This is a genomic window from Fimbriimonadaceae bacterium, from assembly GCA_023957775.1.
GTDB lineage: Bacteria > Armatimonadota > Fimbriimonadia > Fimbriimonadales > Fimbriimonadaceae > JAMLGR01.
Window position 1 is genome coordinate 38859 of the sequence record JAMLGR010000013.1, and the last position, 16234, is coordinate 55092.

Sequence of the window (16234 nt, forward strand, 5' to 3'; positions counted from 1 at the left end):
CCGAAACGGGCGAAACTGGGAGACAATGGGGGCATGGCCGAGTTCGTCTCGCGGGTTTCGGAGAAGCTGTTCCTTCGGTTCTTCCAGTGGTTGCTTTTCGCGACGTTCGTCGGCGTCGGTTTCGGGTGGCTTGCCGGAGGGAAGGAGCTTTCCTTGGCCAATCGGCTCGCGACCGAGGGCGTGCGCGTCCAGGGAGCGGTGACCGAGACCAGCGCCGGCGACTACCTCAACGCCCCGACGGTGCGTTACCGGTATGTGGTGAACGGCGAGACGCTCTACGGTTACTCGCACACCGACCCCGAGAAGGTGGTGACCTACGCCCCCGGCGACCCCGTGGAGGTGACGTACCTCCCGTCCGATCCCGGCGAATCGGGAACCGATCTGGTAGCGATGCAGAACTCGGGCAACGCGGGCCTTTTCCGAACGGTGTTGATCGAAGCCGTCGTGGCCTTGTTCTTTTGGGGGCCGGTCGTGTTCAGCAAGCTGGCGATCGGGAAGCTGAACTTCCCGGTGGGCAACTTCCTTGTGGGCATGGTGATCACCGGCCTGATGTTTCTGGTTGGCGTGGGGGTGCTGTTTGGAAGCGCCGTGCCCCAACTGAAGCGCGCCGAGGCCCTTGCCGACCACGCCGAGGTGGTGGACGCCCAGATCACGGGTGTGTACGATGGGGAGCACGGAAGGTACGCAGACTACGCCTACACCGTCGGAGGGAAGCACTACTCCGGCGAGGCGCCCTACGGCGGGGGATACGGCGATCGGGGCACCCTCCGCATCCGCTACCTGCCCTCGGAACCGGGCTACTCGTCCATGTCGCCCTTCGACGAGCTGTCGAACGCCAAGCAGGGTGTGGCGTTCATGAGCGTGTGGACCCTGCTCGCGCTGGGGTTCACCGTGGCCATCTACATCGCGGGCAGACGCACGCTCTAAGGTCTCACGCCTGAGGCGCAGAGGCGCACGTCCACCCGTGTGTCTTTCCAGTGCTGCCCGGGGGCGTAGACGGCCGGCAGATAGTAGTTCTCGTGCGTCGCCTTCACCTTCTGGTGCGTGTGGACGCTGTGGTACTTGCCGCCGCCGAGGTAGCGGTCCCACCAACCGTGATCCACGCACAGAACGCCGGGCTTGATCGCCTCGGTGACGAGCGCCCACACCTTGTACGCGCCGTTCTCGTTGAAGATCTCGACCGGATCGCCGTCCGCGATGCCCCGGGCCGCGGCGTCTCGCGGGTTGATCTCCACCACGGGCTTGCGGTTCACGTTCAGGAGGAGGGGGTTGTTGCTGTGCGTCGAGTGCACGCGCCACTTCGAGTGCGGCGTCACGATCGCGAGGGGCATGCGCTGGTCGTGCTCGGGCAGGTGTTCGAACGCGGGTTTGAAGATCGGGAGCGTCTCGCCCAGCTTTTGGAAGACATCCTCCTCTTTGTAAAACTCCATGCGGCCCGTCTTGAGGAACTCGCGCTGGGCCCCCTCGGGGAACGGGTAGGCGCGCGGAGGGAAGAGGTGGTGGTCGGCGAACTGCTCGTCGCACCCCACTTCGGGGTCGGGCACGTCGAGGCGCACAGGCCCCGCCTTGAGCTGCTCGACCGTGATGCCGGCGACCTCCTTGCCGCCGCCGTCCAGCATCATCTGGATCGCGTCGAACTCGTCGCACTCGAAGTACTTGAGGAGCGTCGGATCGACGCGGCGCAGAAGCTCCCGAACCATCCACATTTCGGTGCGGCTGTCGTACCGCGGGCTCAGCACCTCCTGCTGGATCTGGAGGTACGGGTGGCAACTGGTCCCCACAAGCTCGACCTTCTCCCAGAACGTCGGGGCGGGGAACACCACGTCGCTGTACTCGCACGTGGGGGTCATTGAGAAGTCGATGGTCACGAACAGGTCGAGCGCGTCGATCGAGCGTTTGATCGGGTCGCTGAACTCGGTCACCAACGGATTCCCGTGGGAGACGAAGAGGCCCTTGAATCCCGACTTCGGGTACTTGATCTTGGGGTTCGCCGTTTCCGAGGGCTGGCCCATGACGAAGTAGTGCATCGGCACCGCGTTGGGGCGTTTGCCATCGGGGAACCACCAGGGACTCACATCGAGCCGGAAGTGGTGCTGGCCGGAGTAGATCGAAACCGATTCGCCGGGCTTTCCGTGCGCGCCGACCAGCGCGGACAGAAGCAGGATCGAGCGGATGGCGAGGTCGCCGTGCAGTCGGTGGTTGACCCCCATCCCGATGATGATCGAGGAGGGGCGCTGTGTCGCGTAGTCGCGGGCCAACTTGCGGATCGTCTCGGCGGGCACGTCCGTGATCGTCGCGACGTGCTCCGGCTCGTACTCGGGGCGCATCACCGTGTCCTCGATGAGCTGGAAGACCGGCGTCACCGCCACCTCCTCGCCCGCGATCTTCACGTGCCGCGTGCCTCGCACGGCCAGGCGGACCGTGGCGGGCAGTTTAAGCGTGTCCATGGGAAGGACGAACGGCGCGTCCGCAAGCTCGTCCCACGCCACGAACTCGGCGTCCGTGCCAAGGCCGAGATCGCACGCCCGCAGCCGTCTGCCGTTGTCCTGGCGGATCAGCGTTGGGAAGTCGGTGAACGTGCGCAGGAACTCCCAGTCCGCGAGGTCGTCCGCGAGAACGACGTGGCACATCGCGAGCGCGAGGGCACCGTCCGTCCCGGGGTGGATGGGGATCCAGAGGTCGGCCCCCTTCGCGGTTTGGCTGCATCGCGGGTCGATGCACACGATCTGCGCGTTGTTCCGCTGCTTGGCGTATTGGGTGAGAAATTTGGCGTCGGGGATGCGGGTCTGGAAGACGTTGCTGGACCAGAGAATCGCGGTCTTTGCGTGGCCCCAGCTCTTGGTTTCGCACTCAACACAGTCGATCCCCATGGTGTGGGTGAATCCCATCGAGATGTCGCCGTTGAAGTCGTAGGCCGTCGCGAAGGTCATGCCGAGGAGGGACGCCATCCGGACCTGCGCGCCCTTTTGGACGTAGCCGGTCGCCACGACTTGGTTGAACAGCAGCAGGCTCTCCGGACCGTGTTCGTCGATGATGGTGCGCATCTTCTCCGCCACGTAGTCGAGCGCCTCGTCCCAGGACGCTTTGCGCCACTTGCCCTCGCCGCGCTCGCCGGTGCGGATCAGTGGCGTCTTGACTCGGTCGGGGCCGTAGATGAGGTGGGTCATCGACATCCCGCGCAGGCAGCCTCGCGGGTTGTACTCGGCGCACGGGTAGTCCGCGGCGGGTTTGAGGTCCACGATCGTGTCGTCGACCACGGTGGCCAGCCATCCGCACGCCCCGGTGCAGTTCGGACTGTCCGTCGTGCGAACCACGCGCGCTTCACCCTTGGGGGCTGTGCCCTGGTTCCGGCCGGGTACCGCATGCCTTGTCGCCATCTTGAATCCTCCTCGACGCGCCCAATGGGGCTCAGGGGGATTGTCCGGCGGCATTTGGCTGCGAACTATGATCGGGATCATAGGCATAAGCACCCTCTGAAACGCATCCTCAGAGCGTGGACGGTTCCGTGCGCACTCGACTCGTGCCTCTTCCCATGCGGGGCACCACCGTCGAAAGGGAAGGGAACACCGGGATCGCGATCTACCGGCCCTTCTTCGCCGCGGGCATCCTGTGTGTGCTGACGGCCGGGTGCACGCTGGGCGCGGTCGCGCTGCTGGGAATCGCCCAGGCCGGATCGTACACGAAGAGTGGTTGGACCCCCTGGGTTCTGGCCCACGCCAACTCCCAGCTTTACGGTTGGATCGGGCTGTTTGTGATGGGTTTTGCCCTCCAGCAGCATGCGCCGAGCCCCGAGAAGCGGAGGCTGTTCAGCGTCTTGGCCATGGTTGCGTTGACGGGAGCCCTCGTTGGCATCGCACTTCGTTTCGCGGCAGAACCCATGGCGGCCATGCGCCATCCGTTGGGCGTGCCGCTCGGACTCGCCTCGGCTTGGATCCAGGCGCTGGCCGTGCTCGCCTTCGTGGTCAACCTCACGTGGACGCGGGAGCGCAAGGGCGAGGCTCTCCACTGGTCGTCGACCTTCATCTTCACGTCGCTCTTCTGGCTGCTGGTCGTGGCCCTTGTCGAACCGTTCGTGTTTGCGGCGTCCCACGGTTCGGGGGCCGTTGCCTTCGTCGCGAAGTGGTTCCAGCCGTACCGTGAGGCCCAGTTCTTGGGGTTTGTGGCGCAGATGGTGTTCGGGGTGGCGATGACGAAGTTCCACTCGTGTTTCGCCATGCGGCCCGCGGCTCGGACTCAAGGGCTCGTCGCTTGGGGGCTCTGGAACGCGGGGCTGCTGGTGCGCTCGTTCGGGTGGATGGCCTACGAGCGCGGGGGATTCGTGGCCGGTTCGGGGACGGCGTACTTCCTCGGGGGCGTGCTGCTTGCGTTCGGCGCCGTGACCGCCGCGCTCTCGCTCGGGGTGTTCGAGGTTCCCCGTGTCCGGTTGGGCGGGCACCGCTTCCTTCGAGGCGCCTTTGGGTGGCTGCTTGTCTCGGGGGCCCTCCTCTGTCTCGAACCGCTTCATCTGGCCGTTCTGGGGATTCCGTTCTCCCATGCGTACACGGGGGCGGTCCGACACGCCGTGACCGTGGGATTCCTCTCCCAGATGGTGCTGGGGGTGGGAACGCACGTTGCAGCCCGCATGCGAGGGATCGACGATGTTCGTTTGCCATCCCTGGTGGCAGTCTTCTGGCTCCTGAATCTGGGCAACGCGGCGCGCGTGGCGCTGGAGATCGGGACGGACTTCAACGCGGGGGCGTTCGCTCCCATGGGAATGACCGGATTCGTCGAGCTGTCCGCCTTGGCGATCTGGGCGTATCAGATGGCGAGACTCCTCTCGCCGACCAAGGTGGCTTATGTCGCATAGCTTGATTGCCGATGTCCCCGAACGTCCGACCAACATTGCGGTGTTGGAGGCGTGCAGCCTGCTCAACGCGGTCGACGAGGAGTCTCGTCAGGTCCTTGCGGGCGAGTCGTTTATGGCGTACGCCGAGCGCGGAGAGGCCATCTGGATCGCCGGGGCGCCCTCGGTGTTCACGGGCATCGTCGGGGTCGGGTTCGTGAAGATGGCGAAGTCGAGCGCCGCCGGCATGGACGTCGCCGTGGAGTTGCTGGGACCGGGTCAGTGCTTCGGCCTGATGGCCGCGTTGGAGGGACGGCCGTTCCCGCTCAGCGCGATCGCGGTGAGCAACACGTGGTACCTGAAGGTGCCGACCCGCGCCCTCATCCCGGTGTACCAGGCGTGCGGACCGTTCAAGGACCAACTGCTCCGAACCCTCACGCCTCGCCTGCGGCGCGCCCACGACATGATGGGGCGGCTCTCCTCGGGGCGGGTGGAGGAGCGGCTGGCCGCCGTGTTGCTGCTGCTCGCGGACAGCTATGGGCGGCGCGGGGATGGCGGCGTGGAGCTCGCCGTACCGTTGACGCGGCAGGATTTGGCGGAGATGGCGGGAACGACGGTGGAGACGACCATCCGCATCATGAGCCGGTGGCAGAAGGAGGGCATCGTCACCACGGAGAGCCGCCGCATCACGGTACGCGACGAGGAGCAACTCGCCGCCACCCTGCACGCATGACAGCCGAGGAATCCGGTGTACTGCCAGAGGGGTTAGGGGAGGTCGGCGGGGGTGTTGGCGCCTCGGATCCACTCCGGTTCGAAGCCTGTTTCCACCTGGGCGATGGACAGCGTGTCCACCCACCGCATGACGGCCTGGACATCGGCGAACCGAGGCTCGCGGAGCCGGGCCAACGCGCCTTCGGTGTAGAGCGCGCAGAGCGGTTGCAAGCGCCCTTCCAGAGCCGGGATGGCAGCGTCATGGCCCCCGAGCTGCGCCTGGAGGAACTCCACGATCCTGGGATCAAAACGCGGCATGTCGCACGCGGCGACGAAGACGGCGGGCTCGGTGGAGCGGAACGCGCGCAGCGCCGCGAGCGGCCCCCCGAACGCCTGCGCATCGGCGAGGAACGGAAACCCCTCGAGGGGCTCGCGGCCAAGCACCGTGACCGGTATTCCGGCATCACGAAGGGATTGCGCGATGCGCAAACCCATCGGCGTCCCCGCCACCGGAAGGCTCGCCTTGTCCCGGCCCATCCGTCGGCTCGCACCCCCGGTCAAAACCACCGCCTCGATCGCCACTCCAAACAACCTACCCCGGGCAATCCCCCCTCCGCGCCTCCCCGTCTCTGTGTGAAAATCCCCCTTTGCGCACTTTGCGTCCCTTGCGTGAAACACCCCCCCCTTCGCGCCCTTAGCGTCCTTTGCGTGAAACACCCCCCCCCCCCTTGCGTGAAACTCCCCCCCAGGTTCCGCCTATCATAAGCCCATGAACAAGATTCCCTCACGGTTCTTGAGATTCGTCGAGCGGCACCCCAAGGTCGGGGAGGCCTACAACGCCCTTGGCGAGGCCGTCGCCGAGGCGGGGCCGCTGGAGCGCAAGACGCAGGCGTTGGTGAAACTCGGGATCGCGCTTGGCGCGCGCATGGAGGGCGCGGTCCACAGCCACGTGCGCAAGGCGCTCGAAGCCGGGGCGACGCCCGACGAGGTACGGCATGCCGCGATCCTGGCCACGACGACCGTGGGTTTCCCGAACATGATGGCAGGCCTCTCGTGGGTGGACGACGTCCTCGAGCCCAAGGAGTGAACGCCGGATGACCGGCCGCGTCCCGGCGTGGACAGGGTGGTACCTCGTGGCCCAAGCCGCGGCGACCGCGCTGTGGTGGGTGTGGATGTTCGGCGCGCCTGAAGCGCGCGCCATCTTCTTCGCGGACGACTCCTACGAACTGCTGCGCCGGTTCGCGATCCCGGATCTGCTCGTGTTCGGAGGAGGGTCTCTGCTTGCCGGGGGCCTCGTTCTTCGCTCGCATCCCGCCGCGAAGGTGGCCGCCTGGTTTACACTGGGCGCGGCCACCTATGCGACCCTGGGCGCCCTCGCCGCGAACTGGCCGATCGGCACGAAGCCGGTGGCCGACGTCGCGATGGCCTTGACCGTCGGCGGAACCGCGTGGGTGGTGCGCGTGTTGGGGAGGGTTTCGTGAGCTTCGACCCGATGCGGTTCTTCCGGCCGGCGCGCGATGACTCGATTCGGCGCAACGCCGTCTGCACGTTCTTGCAGACGGCGTTCATGTGGGGGATCTTCCTCGCCGTGCTGCCCGCAGGCGTGCTCGAACTCCAAGAGGCGCTTGGCATCCCGCGCTTCGAACCCGGCCCATGGGCTTGGGCGGCCTTCGCGCTCTTCTGGCTTGCCGGGCTCACGGGAATCTACTGCGGCAGCCTCTTCGTCCGTTTCGGCGCCGGCACGCCCTTTCCGCTCGACGAGACGACGCGGCTCGTCATCGCGGGTCCCTACCGTTGGGTGAGGAATCCGATGGCGATCCTCGGCATCTTCCAGGGCGTGATGGTCGGCGTGTGGCTCGGCTCCTGGCCCGTCGTCATGTACGCAGTGTGCGGGGTGTTCGCCTGGCACATGCTTGCGCGCCCCTTCGAGGAGCGCGATCTCGAACGGCGGTTTGGCGCCGAGTTCACCGAGTATCGGGACGCCGTGCGCAACTGGATCCCATCCGCGAGACCGTATCGGAAGGTCATGGGCGCACGCGAGCCGGGGCTGTCCCAAGCTGAAGGACCCGTCGCCGATGCACGTTGAGGTAGGCGAAGCGCGAAGACGTGGCGGCAATGCGCCGGCGCGCGCCCTTGGGGATCACGAGCAGTTGGCCCGCTGCAAGCGAGTGTTCTGCGCCATCGATCTCCACCAATCCCTCGCCCTCGATCCCGATCATGGCCACGTCGAGAAGGTCGTTGACGTGTTCGGGCGCGCCCCCTCCCTGCGGCCAACTGACGAGGGTGAGGTTGAGATCCTCGCCGTCGCACCCCCACTGGGCGCCGCCTCCGGACGCCGCGGCCAGGATCTTGAGTAGGTCGACGGGCGGGTTCACCGGAGGGAGCCTCCTTCGCGCAAACCGATCGCCCAGACGTCGCCGTTCCGGACTTCGACGACCACGCGTGGGAGCGGATCGGGCGGGGGTCCTTCGACGACCTCGCCCGTATCGGCGTCGTAGGCGCCGCCGTGGCAGGGACACTCGATGCGGTGGGATTTTGCGTTCCATCCGACCGTGCACCCGAGGTGGGTGCACGTTCGGGAGTACGCCCGCAACTCGCCCTGCTCGGTGCGGAGGAGCAGACACGCGTCTTGCGCGCGCGGATAGGCGAAGGCGACCGAGTTGTTGGGCGGCAACTCCTCCAGCGCGCAGATGCGCTTGGGCTGCAGAAGGCGCGCGACGCGGCGGAACAGTTCCCAGGGCCCGACGCCGGACCATCCGCCCGCCGCCACCGCGCCGCACGAGAGTCTGCGCAGGATCTCGCGTCGGGTGGTTTCGGCATCGCTCGGATCGCACATTGCGGTGCCATTGTCCCACACCCGATATGACCTGGATCATGGAGCGGCCCGACACGCGGGGCGACCATGGGTTCGAAGTCCCGCAAGGGAAGGAGGAGTTCGCATGTTCTGGCTCGTGGCAATGCCCCCCATTTCGGTTTCGCCCCAGGTCGTTTGGAAACGCACGTTCGAGCTTCGGGAACGGTTCGAGCGACGAATCGATCGCGACTTCAACCGCGATGTTCCGGACGGCAAATCCGATCTGTTCACGCGCGCCCGGGTGGGGGTGGAGTTCGAGGCGGGCGACGGCTGGAGCGGCGCATTCCAGTATCAGCTCGCGACGGATGCGATCTGGACCGATGCGCGGAACTTCTCGACCCAGAACAGCGATGCGAATCTGGCGTTTGTCCGCCGGCGAGAGGGGGGGACGACGGTGACTGCCGGTCGACAGAAGATCGCCTTTGGCAACGAGAGGCTGATCGGCAACCTTGAGTGGGCGAACGTCGCGCGGGCCTACGATGGCGTTCGCGTGACGACGAAGATGTACGACCTGTTCGCGGCGCGGATCGGGGTGAGCCTCCCCGAACTGCCCGACGCGTGGGTGGCGGGCGCCGTCGCACGGTGGCGCGGAGGCGAGTCGATGCTGGTGGTCAAACACGACGAGCCCGCCGGCGGCGACGTGGACATCACGACGCTGGCGCACCGCGGGTCCATGAAGGGCGCGGTGGATGTGGAGTACGAGGTCGCGCTGCAGGCGGGCGAGGTGGGTAGCAAGGACCAGCGCGGCTGGGCAGTCCATGTCGGGGGTTCGAGGAAGCTCGACGCGCGAAACCGCCTCCTCGCCGAGGTGAACGCCGCGAGCGGCGGCGGCGATTCGAACACGGTGCGGACGTTCGACAACCTGTATCCCACGAACCACAACAAGTACGGAACCTCGGACCTGCAGGGGTGGAAGAACATGAACGAGTGGTCGGTCGGGTTCGAACACCAGTTGAAGCCGGGCGCAACCGTTTCGGTGACCTATCACCAGTTCTTTCTCGCCGACGCGGCCGACGCGTGGTACGGCGCGGGAGGGGCACCGAACAAGCGGTCGGGCGGCGTTTACCTCGATCCGAGCGGGACGAGTGGCAAGGACGTCGGTTCGGAGTGGAATCTCGAAGCGTCGACGAAGCTCTCGCCGAGCTGGTCGGTCGCGGCTGGGATCTCCCGGTTCGAGCCCGGCGGGTTCATCCGAGCGTTGAACGGGGGCCACGGGGATGCCCAGACGTGGGGGTACCTGTCGGTGCAGGGGCGCTTCTGAGGAGGGGCGGGGAATCTCCTGCTACAATCGGAGACGTCATGCTAGACCCGATCCAGCAGCCCACGATCGAGAGCGTCCTGCACTCGAGCACGCTGCTCAACTCCCTGACGGCCGAGGAGATGCAGACCCTCGCGCGAAACTCGCGCATGGCGCGGGCAGCGCGCGGGGAGGCGGTTTGGCTGCACGGGTCGGAGGTCGAGTTTTTCGGGCTGGTCTCCCTAGGGTTCGTGAAGATGGTGAAGGGCTCTGCCAGCGGACACGACGCCGCGCTCGAGATCATGGGCCCGGGCCAGATTTTCGGCATGATGGGCACCATCGAGGGCGTCGGCTGTCCGCTCACCGCGATCGCGGTCACGGAGCTGAGCTATCTCAAGATTCCCAAGACGACCTTCGGGCCGATCTACGAGGCGAACCACGCGTTCAAGGACCGCTTGATCCGGCGAAGTTCGATCCGCCTGCACGACAAGATGAACCTCCTCGCCCGGCTCTCCAGCGGTCGTGTCGAGCAGCGCATGGCCACGATCCTGTTCATGCTCACCGACTCGTACGGCGAGGAAACGCCCGCCGGCGTGCGGCTGCAGGTCCCGCTCACCCGCCAGGACCTGGCCGAACTCGCCGGGACTTCGACCGAAACGGCCATCCGCGTGATGAGCCGTTGGCAGAAGGAGGGCGTGGTGGCCACCGAAAGCCACATCATCACGCTCCTCGACACCGACGCCCTCCAAGAAGTCCTCGACCACTCAGGGTGATCTGGGAGTGCGCGAGCTTGCTCGTCGCCATTCCCTAAAGATTTGGGAGTGCGCGAGCTTGCTCGTCGCCATCCCGAAAGATTTGGGAGTGCGCGAGCTTGCTCGTCGCCCTGCACCGTCAAACTTGTTTGACTCCCACGGACCCCTCGCGGCAAGCCGCTCGAAGGAAGGCGACGCGCAAGCGCGCGCACTCCCAAATGACCTTGCAGGGCGACGCGCAAGCGCGCGCACTCCCACACGAGCTTCGGTCGGCCATGATAATCAGATGATCCACATCGGACTCTCGGGCTATTCGTACAAGCCTTGGGTGGGGCGTTTCTACCCGGAAGACACCAAGCCGGACGGCTACCTCGCGTACTACGGCACGCGCTACGAGACGGTGGAGATGGACGGCACGTGGTACCGCATGCCGTCCGAGAAGGCCGTGGAGACGTGGCTGGCCAACACGCCGGAGCAGTTCTGGTTCGTGCCCAAGGCCCACCGCGACATCACGCACCGCGCGCGGATGAAGCCGGAATCGTACGGGTCCATGAAGTTCATGCTCGAGCGTCTGTCGCCGATGGCCAAGGCGGGGCGGCTTGGGCCGATGCTGGTGCAGCTTCCTCCCAACCTCAAGCGCGACGACGACCGGCTCAAGTCGTTCCTGGAGGGAATTCCCCAGGGCCAGCGGTACGCGTTCGAGTTTCGGAACGCAACGTGGAACTGCGCAGAAGTGGTGGAGATCCTCCGCGGGGCGAACGCGGCCTGGGTCGCCTCCGAGACCGACGAGGACGACCTCGTCCACCACGACCCCGCCGATTTCTGGTACGTGCGTCTGCGGAAGTCCAGCTACGACGACGCCGCGCTCAAGGCGTGGGCGGAGAAGTTCCTGGCGAGCCAGAAGGAGTGTTTCGTCTTCTGCAAACACGAAGACGAAGGCGCCCCCTGGGAGTGGGCGGACCGGCTGCTCGAGCTCGTTGGTCGTTGATCGTTTGTCGTTTGTCGTTCCACAAACCACAAACCACAAACCACAAACCACGCTAGTCTTTCTTCCAAACCACGTGGCCGTCGGCGTACAAAATGGCGCGTCCGCCGTCGCCCTGCACGAACCCGAGTTCTGTTTGGGCGGGCTGCTCGATGTCCTTCATAGGTCCACCTTTGTAGGTGTAGGAGAAGCCCTGCAACAGGTCCGCGTTCTTGAGGTACGGCATGATCTGGCTTGAGATGTCGCCTGCGGGGGGAAAAACGTCGTCGTAGTCGGAGGCGTACATGATCAGCGCCAAGGCGCACTGTTTGCCCCGCGAGAGGACCTCCGCGCGTTCGGCCGCGGCGCGCAGTTCTCGAAGTTGATCCGCTCCGAGTTGCAGCAGCGGGCGCACGAAGAGGGCATCGTTCGACTTGTAGAGCACGGCGTCGTTCGTGGGAGAGAGTTTGGCAAGCCCTTGGAAATCGCCCGTGATCAGGGCTTGGCCGCCTTCGGGCCCTTCGCCCGAGAGGAGGAGCGCACGCGGAGAGGGCGTGACCTTGGGCCCGGAAAGGGTGACGGCGCCGAGCTGCAGAAGCGGCTTCGGCTCTTCGTAGATGTCGTTGGGCTTGTCGATGCGGGTGATCGCGCCGGTGCGCAGATCGAGGGCGTTGTAGTGAACTCGAACCGGGGTGGGCGGGGCACCGGCTGCCCGGGCGGCTTCGAATGCGCGCCAATAAACTCTCTTCCCGTCGGAGGACCAGGACGTGGCGCCGAATCCTGGCGTCGAGAAGGTGGCCACGATGTGGCCGTCCGAGTCGATCACCCGGCCCTGGATCGTGTTCGCGGCGAGTTCGCGACCGGGTCGAGCCATATGCAATGCAAGTCCCAGTGACGCCCGCGGACTTGGGATCCAGAGTTCGCTTTGCTCGCCGGTGGCGATGGGCTTCATTTGGCCCGAGGAGGCCGCGATGCGATACAGGGCCCATGGGGTCGGGCCCTCGTGGTAGCGCACGATCGCAAACCCCACGTCGCTACCGCCGAACCATCCCACTCCCTCGACCGTTCCCTGATGCGATGGGAGCTTGAAAATCTCCTGGGACGTCCGGCGGATCGCGCTCCAAAGGACGATCGTCTCTTCCATCTCCGGTTGCGCGCTGGGAGTCCTCGCCTCGAGGAGTTTCTGAAGTTGCACGGGGGTGGCCAGAATCCGGGTCCGGATCGCCAACACGCTCCGCCCCTCGGGCGACCACTGCGCGTCCTTCACCGTCGGTTCGCAAACCAGCTCCGGCGGAAGGGGAATGTACCCCTTGTCCCCAACAAGGATCGCATCCGTCGGGCTCTGCGCCCAGCACGACGCGGCGACAAGAAGACCCAACACCGCGGCAAGGACTTTCATCAGTCTCATTGTAACTCCGGGGGACGTCTATCGTTGATCGTTTGTCGTTTGTCGCGCTCCCGGACGACAAACGACCAACGACAAACGACCAACGCCCCGGGCGGTACGCTCCGACCGTGCGTGTGGCGACTTTCAACTGCAACTCGGTGCGGGTGCGGCTCCCGATCATTCTCGACTGGCTCGCGGAATACGAGCCCGACGTGCTGGCCCTTCAGGAGACCAAGTGCGAGGACGCGAAATTCCCGGTGGCGGAGTTCGAGGAGTGGGGGTGGCACGCGACGATCCACGGCCAGAAGGCCCGAAACGGCGTGGCCCTGATCACCCGCACGCCGCCGACGCACGTGACCACCGGCTTTGGGGATCCTGTGTTCCCGGAGGACTGCCGGATCATCAGCGCGCTGGTGGGTGGCGTGGCGGTCGTCAACACGTACGTGCCGAACGGCACCGAGGTGGGCACCGACAAGTTCGAGTACAAGCTCCGGTGGCTCGAGCGGTTTGCCAAGTACCTTGGCGAACGGTTCAAATCCTCCGACCCCGTCGTGTGGCTCGGCGACATCAACATCGCGCCAACGCCCGACGACGTCTACAACTCCCCCCGCTTCCTCGGCGGCGTCGGCCACCACCCCGAGGAGTTCGCCCGCCTGGAGGCGATTCGCGATTTTGGTTTCGTGGACGCGTACCGGAAGTTTCACGAAGGCCCCGGCCACTACACGTTCTGGGACTTCGTCGTCCCGGCCGCCGTGGAGAAGAACCGCGGTTGGCGCATCGACCACATCTACCTCACCGAACGTCTGGCCGATCGTTGCACTGCGTGCGAAGTCGACCGGGACCCCCGCTCGCTCGAGCGCCCCTCGGACCACACGTTCGTGTACGCGGATCTGGGGGAGTAGGTTTGTGGTTTGTGGTTTGTGGTTTATGGTTTGTGGGGGAGAGGGAAGGGTGATCGCGTCGAACAAACCACAAACCACAAACCATAAACCACAATAGGCCATGGTAACAGCGCTGCTCTGTGCCGGAGCAATGGGAACGACACCCTTGATCGAAGATGCCGCCCTTACCCGTCACGTGGTCGAGGCGGTGAAGGCGACTCTGGCTGAGAACGTGGAGGCCACGGGCGTCAAGCCCGACGAGGTCTCGGCGACCTACGTGGAGCTGGGGGAAGGGAAGGGGCCGTTCAAGATGGGACAGTACCGTGGCGACGAGCCTTACTATCCCGCGAGCGTCGTGAAGCTCTTCTATCTCGCATTTGCCCACGAGCGGATGGAGCGCGGGGAGATCCGACGAACGGACGAGGTGGACCGTTGCCTGCGCGACATGATCGTGGACTCCTCGAACGAGGCCACCCAGGCCGTGGTGGACCTTGTCACCGACACCACGGGCGGGCCCGAACTTGCGCCCAAAGCCCTCGAACAATGGTCGGAACGCCGCAACGTGGTGAACCGCTGGTACGCCGAGCGGGGCTACGAAGGCATCAACGTGAACCAGAAGACGTACGGCGAGGGCCCCTACGGACGCGAGCGCCAGTTCCTCGGACCGAACTACGAGAACCGCAACAGCCTCACGTCCAACACGACGGCCAGGCTGATGGTCGAGATCGCCACGCACCAGATCGTGACCCCGCAGCGCTGCGACCAGATGCTCGAGCTGCTGCATCGCCAGATCCCGGCGGACAGCAAGGACGCGGATTCGCAGTCCAAGGATTTCACGGGAGCAGTCCTCCCCTCCGGCTCGGAGCTTCACTCGAAAGCCGGCTGGACCTCCACGGTCAGGCACGACGTCGCCTTCGTGACTTTGCCCGATGCGCGGAAGTGCGTGATCGCGATCTACACGAAGTCCCACAGCGGCACCCCGGTGATCATCAAAGGCCTCGCCAAACGGTTGTTGGGCCTCTGACCCCACCCCCTAGCGTCCATAGCGTTCTTTGCGTGAAATGTCCCCTACCGTACGGGCCCCGTCAGCGCACCTGTTCGTACAGCTTCAGCGTGCCCATGAAGGCGGCCGTAACGAAGATCGAGCCGAGGAGGAGGGTCATCATCCCGATCAGGATCGGCAATCCATAGCGGCGAGCCAGCCGGTCTTGGCGTTTGACCGACTCCCAGGCGCGCTGCTGGAAGCTCTTAGGCAACAGCAAGGGAAATCCGCGGCGTGCGCGTTTGATCACCGGGCGGCGCATGAGCCACAGCATCGCGAACCAAAGTCTGCGAGCCATCCACCGGGCGAGCACGCTCATGCCCCGCCTCCGCGTAAACTGGCCTGGTGCGGGCGCTCGACCTTCAGGTCTTCCACGCGATCAACGGCTGGCCCGAGTGGCTGAGCCCGATTATGGTCTTCCTCAGCGAGGCGACGAAGCAGACTCCGGTGCGCCTGCTCCTCGTGGCGCTCGTGATCTTCCTGCTGGCAAGGAAAAACACCCGTGCGATGGGGTTCGCCGCGATCCTGGCGTTTCCGATGGCTAACGAGATCTGCGACGTGCTCAAAGCCGTGTTCCAGATGGCCCGACCCTCGGTCGAGGTTACGGACGCGATCATCCGCACCGCGAAGCTCACCAGCTTCGGAACCGCCTCGGCGCACAGTGCGAACATGGCGGCGGTTGCCTTCGTGTTCACGGTGTACGCGCCGCGATGGGGCGCGATCTGGATCGTGCTTGCCTTCCTGACGGGCCTTTCGCGCATCTACGTCGGAGTGCACTATCCGTCACAAGTCCTGTTTGGGTGGGCGGTCGGCATTTTCTCGGGTTTCCTAGTGGTGAAGACGTTCGAAGCGTATGCGCGCATTCGAAGGAAGGCAACCGATGAGCCAAGCGCCAACCCGGCCGAGCAAGAGTGAGCAGTTTCGCAACGCGTTGCTGATCGCGACAGGCATCGTCGTGATCGCCTGGTTCGTGCCTGGTCTTGCGGTGCTCACAACACCGATCAACTATCTGGGCACCCAGACCCACGAACTCAGCCATGCGCTTGCCGCCCTAGCGACGGGTGCGCAGGGCATCGTGGTGCACGTGTACGCCGACGGCAGCGGCTTAACCAACACCATGGGCGGCAACCCGATCCTTATCTCGTCGGCCGGGTACCTGGGCGCGACGATTGCAGGTGCGGCCCTGATCGCCGCGAGTTCGAGCGAGAAGCGAGCCAAGCGTGCCCTCGGGATCTTGGCCGGAATTCTGGCCGTCGGATCGCTGCTCTGGCTGCGCGGCGACGGCATCGGCGTCGTGACAGCCCTCGGCTGGCTCGCCGCCCTCGGCGCTTTGGCGAAGTGGGGAAAGGGCCTCTGGGTGATCCTCGCCGCCCAATTCCTCGGCCTCCAGCTCTGCGTCGCGTCCGCGCAGTCCCTCATGACCCTGCTCAACGTCACCGCCCTCGCCACGCGCGAGAGCGACGCACAGAACATGGCGAACCTCACCGGCGTGCCGGGCTTGTTTTGGGCGCTGTGCTGGTGCGTGCTGGCCGTCATGGCCGTCATGGCCGCGCTACGCCACGCCTGGCGGTGAGTGTCGTTTAT

The 16234-nt window shown here is 65.5% G+C and carries 19 protein-coding genes; 13 read left to right on the plus strand and 6 right to left on the minus strand.

Translation table 11 applies throughout. The features are described from left to right. The first annotated feature begins 33 nt into the window (after window positions 1-33). The gene (locus M9921_11465) at window positions 34-927 is read left to right on the plus strand and encodes a DUF3592 domain-containing protein (protein MCO5297465.1); all 894 of its coding nucleotides are present in this window, start codon (window positions 34-36) and stop codon (window positions 925-927) included. Here M9921_11465 and M9921_11470 read toward each other — a convergent pair. Beyond that, entirely contained in the window at window positions 924-3377 is a 2454-nt protein-coding gene (locus M9921_11470; protein ID MCO5297466.1) for a molybdopterin-dependent oxidoreductase, read from the minus strand. The two genes, M9921_11465 and M9921_11470, sit on opposite strands and share 4 nt — an antisense overlap. A 116-nt stretch (window positions 3378-3493) precedes the next feature. Between M9921_11470 and M9921_11475 the strand changes: the two genes are divergently transcribed. Beyond that, a complete protein-coding gene (locus M9921_11475) occupies window positions 3494-4846 on the plus strand; it encodes a hypothetical protein (protein ID MCO5297467.1) in 1353 nt (450 codons plus the stop codon). Next, window positions 4836-5555 (plus strand): Crp/Fnr family transcriptional regulator, encoded by a 720-nt coding sequence (locus M9921_11480; protein ID MCO5297468.1) that lies wholly within the window; start codon window positions 4836-4838, stop codon window positions 5553-5555. The genes M9921_11475 and M9921_11480 overlap by 11 nt, the downstream gene beginning before the upstream one ends. A gap of 32 nt (window positions 5556-5587) precedes the next feature. Here M9921_11480 and M9921_11485 read toward each other — a convergent pair whose 3' ends face one another. After that, a complete protein-coding gene (locus M9921_11485; GenBank protein MCO5297469.1) occupies window positions 5588-6115 on the minus strand; it encodes a molybdenum cofactor guanylyltransferase in 528 nt (175 codons plus the stop codon). A 187-nt stretch (window positions 6116-6302) separates the two neighbouring features. Here M9921_11485 and M9921_11490 point away from each other — a divergent pair, with 187 nt between their 5' ends. Genes M9921_11490 through M9921_11500 form a run of 3 tightly spaced genes read left to right on the plus strand, consistent with a single transcriptional unit; the run spans window position 6303 to window position 7619 of the window. Then, the gene (locus tag M9921_11490; GenBank protein ID MCO5297470.1) at window positions 6303-6620 is read left to right on the plus strand and encodes a carboxymuconolactone decarboxylase family protein; all 318 of its coding nucleotides are present in this window, start codon (window positions 6303-6305) and stop codon (window positions 6618-6620) included. Between the two features lie 7 nt (window positions 6621-6627). Further along, entirely contained in the window at window positions 6628-7014 is a 387-nt protein-coding gene (locus M9921_11495; protein MCO5297471.1) for a hypothetical protein, read from the plus strand. Then, window positions 7011-7619 carry an isoprenylcysteine carboxylmethyltransferase family protein gene (locus tag M9921_11500; protein MCO5297472.1) on the plus strand — a complete coding sequence of 203 codons (609 nt, stop codon included), beginning with the start codon at window positions 7011-7013 and terminating at the stop codon, window positions 7617-7619. The genes M9921_11495 and M9921_11500 overlap by 4 nt, the downstream gene beginning before the upstream one ends. Here M9921_11500 and M9921_11505 read toward each other — a convergent pair. Beyond that, window positions 7558-7908: a cupin domain-containing protein gene (locus tag M9921_11505; protein MCO5297473.1), complete on the minus strand. Its 351-nt coding sequence runs from the start codon at window positions 7906-7908 to the stop codon at window positions 7558-7560. The genes M9921_11500 and M9921_11505 overlap by 62 nt on opposite strands. Beyond that, the gene (locus M9921_11510) at window positions 7905-8369 is read right to left on the minus strand and encodes a Rieske (2Fe-2S) protein (GenBank protein ID MCO5297474.1); all 465 of its coding nucleotides are present in this window, start codon (window positions 8367-8369) and stop codon (window positions 7905-7907) included. Before M9921_11510 ends, M9921_11505 begins: the two co-directional genes overlap by 4 nt. Before the next feature lie 103 nt (window positions 8370-8472). Between M9921_11510 and M9921_11515 the strand changes: the two genes are divergently transcribed. From M9921_11515 to M9921_11525, 3 genes are all read left to right on the plus strand, one after another. Further along, on the plus strand, window positions 8473-9648 hold the full coding sequence (locus M9921_11515; GenBank protein ID MCO5297475.1) for an alginate export family protein: 1176 nt from the start codon (window positions 8473-8475) through the stop codon (window positions 9646-9648). Between the two features lie 38 nt (window positions 9649-9686). After that, window positions 9687-10397 carry a Crp/Fnr family transcriptional regulator gene (locus M9921_11520; GenBank protein MCO5297476.1) on the plus strand — a complete coding sequence of 237 codons (711 nt, stop codon included), beginning with the start codon at window positions 9687-9689 and terminating at the stop codon, window positions 10395-10397. 265 nt (window positions 10398-10662) lie between these two features. Then, window positions 10663-11364: a DUF72 domain-containing protein gene (locus tag M9921_11525; GenBank protein ID MCO5297477.1), complete on the plus strand. Its 702-nt coding sequence runs from the start codon at window positions 10663-10665 to the stop codon at window positions 11362-11364. 52 nt (window positions 11365-11416) lie between these two features. Here the strand turns inward: M9921_11525 and M9921_11530 are convergent, their stop codons facing one another. Continuing rightward, on the minus strand, window positions 11417-12739 hold the full coding sequence (locus tag M9921_11530; protein ID MCO5297478.1) for a hypothetical protein: 1323 nt from the start codon (window positions 12737-12739) through the stop codon (window positions 11417-11419). 116 nt (window positions 12740-12855) lie between these two features. Here M9921_11530 and xth point away from each other — a divergent pair, with 116 nt between their 5' ends. Both xth and M9921_11540 read left to right on the plus strand, forming a co-directional pair. Further along, entirely contained in the window at window positions 12856-13629 is a 774-nt protein-coding gene (gene xth / locus M9921_11535; GenBank protein ID MCO5297479.1) for an exodeoxyribonuclease III, read from the plus strand. Window positions 13630-13729: 100 nt separating this feature from the next. Continuing rightward, on the plus strand, window positions 13730-14632 hold the full coding sequence (locus tag M9921_11540; GenBank protein ID MCO5297480.1) for a class A beta-lactamase-related serine hydrolase: 903 nt from the start codon (window positions 13730-13732) through the stop codon (window positions 14630-14632). Between the two features lie 61 nt (window positions 14633-14693). On the opposite strand, the gene M9921_11545 is transcribed toward M9921_11540, so the two are convergent. Further along, window positions 14694-14948, minus strand: coding sequence for a hypothetical protein (locus M9921_11545; GenBank protein ID MCO5297481.1), 255 nt, complete (start codon window positions 14946-14948; stop codon window positions 14694-14696). 47 nt (window positions 14949-14995) lie between these two features. On the opposite strand from M9921_11545, the gene M9921_11550 reads away from it, so the two are divergent. Continuing rightward, window positions 14996-15565: a phosphatase PAP2 family protein gene (locus M9921_11550; protein MCO5297482.1), complete on the plus strand. Its 570-nt coding sequence runs from the start codon at window positions 14996-14998 to the stop codon at window positions 15563-15565. After that, the gene (locus M9921_11555) at window positions 15531-16223 is read left to right on the plus strand and encodes a M50 family metallopeptidase (GenBank protein MCO5297483.1); all 693 of its coding nucleotides are present in this window, start codon (window positions 15531-15533) and stop codon (window positions 16221-16223) included. The genes M9921_11550 and M9921_11555 overlap by 35 nt, the downstream gene beginning before the upstream one ends. Window positions 16224-16234 lie beyond the last annotated feature (11 nt).

What these genes read in the sequence shown, in the direction of transcription:
- M9921_11465 (MCO5297465.1), top strand. Translation starts at nt 34, where the DNA reads ATGGCCGAGTTCGTCTCGCGGGTTTCGGAGAAGCTGTTCCTTCGGTTC.
- M9921_11470 (MCO5297466.1), bottom strand. Translation starts at nt 3,377, where the DNA reads ATGGCGACAAGGCATGCGGTACCCGGCCGGAACCAGGGCACAGCCCCC.
- M9921_11480 (MCO5297468.1), top strand. Translation starts at nt 4,836, where the DNA reads ATGTCGCATAGCTTGATTGCCGATGTCCCCGAACGTCCGACCAACATT.
- M9921_11490 (MCO5297470.1), top strand. Translation starts at nt 6,303, where the DNA reads ATGAACAAGATTCCCTCACGGTTCTTGAGATTCGTCGAGCGGCACCCC.
- M9921_11495 (MCO5297471.1), top strand. Translation starts at nt 6,628, where the DNA reads ATGACCGGCCGCGTCCCGGCGTGGACAGGGTGGTACCTCGTGGCCCAA.
- M9921_11510 (MCO5297474.1), bottom strand. Translation starts at nt 8,369, where the DNA reads ATGTGCGATCCGAGCGATGCCGAAACCACCCGACGCGAGATCCTGCGC.
- M9921_11515 (MCO5297475.1), top strand. Translation starts at nt 8,473, where the DNA reads ATGTTCTGGCTCGTGGCAATGCCCCCCATTTCGGTTTCGCCCCAGGTC.
- M9921_11520 (MCO5297476.1), top strand. Translation starts at nt 9,687, where the DNA reads ATGCTAGACCCGATCCAGCAGCCCACGATCGAGAGCGTCCTGCACTCG.
- M9921_11525 (MCO5297477.1), top strand. Translation starts at nt 10,663, where the DNA reads ATGATCCACATCGGACTCTCGGGCTATTCGTACAAGCCTTGGGTGGGG.
- M9921_11530 (MCO5297478.1), bottom strand. Translation starts at nt 12,739, where the DNA reads ATGAAAGTCCTTGCCGCGGTGTTGGGTCTTCTTGTCGCCGCGTCGTGC.
- M9921_11540 (MCO5297480.1), top strand. Translation starts at nt 13,730, where the DNA reads ATGGTAACAGCGCTGCTCTGTGCCGGAGCAATGGGAACGACACCCTTG.
- M9921_11545 (MCO5297481.1), bottom strand. Translation starts at nt 14,948, where the DNA reads ATGGCTCGCAGACTTTGGTTCGCGATGCTGTGGCTCATGCGCCGCCCG.
- M9921_11555 (MCO5297483.1), top strand. Translation starts at nt 15,531, where the DNA reads ATGAGCCAAGCGCCAACCCGGCCGAGCAAGAGTGAGCAGTTTCGCAAC.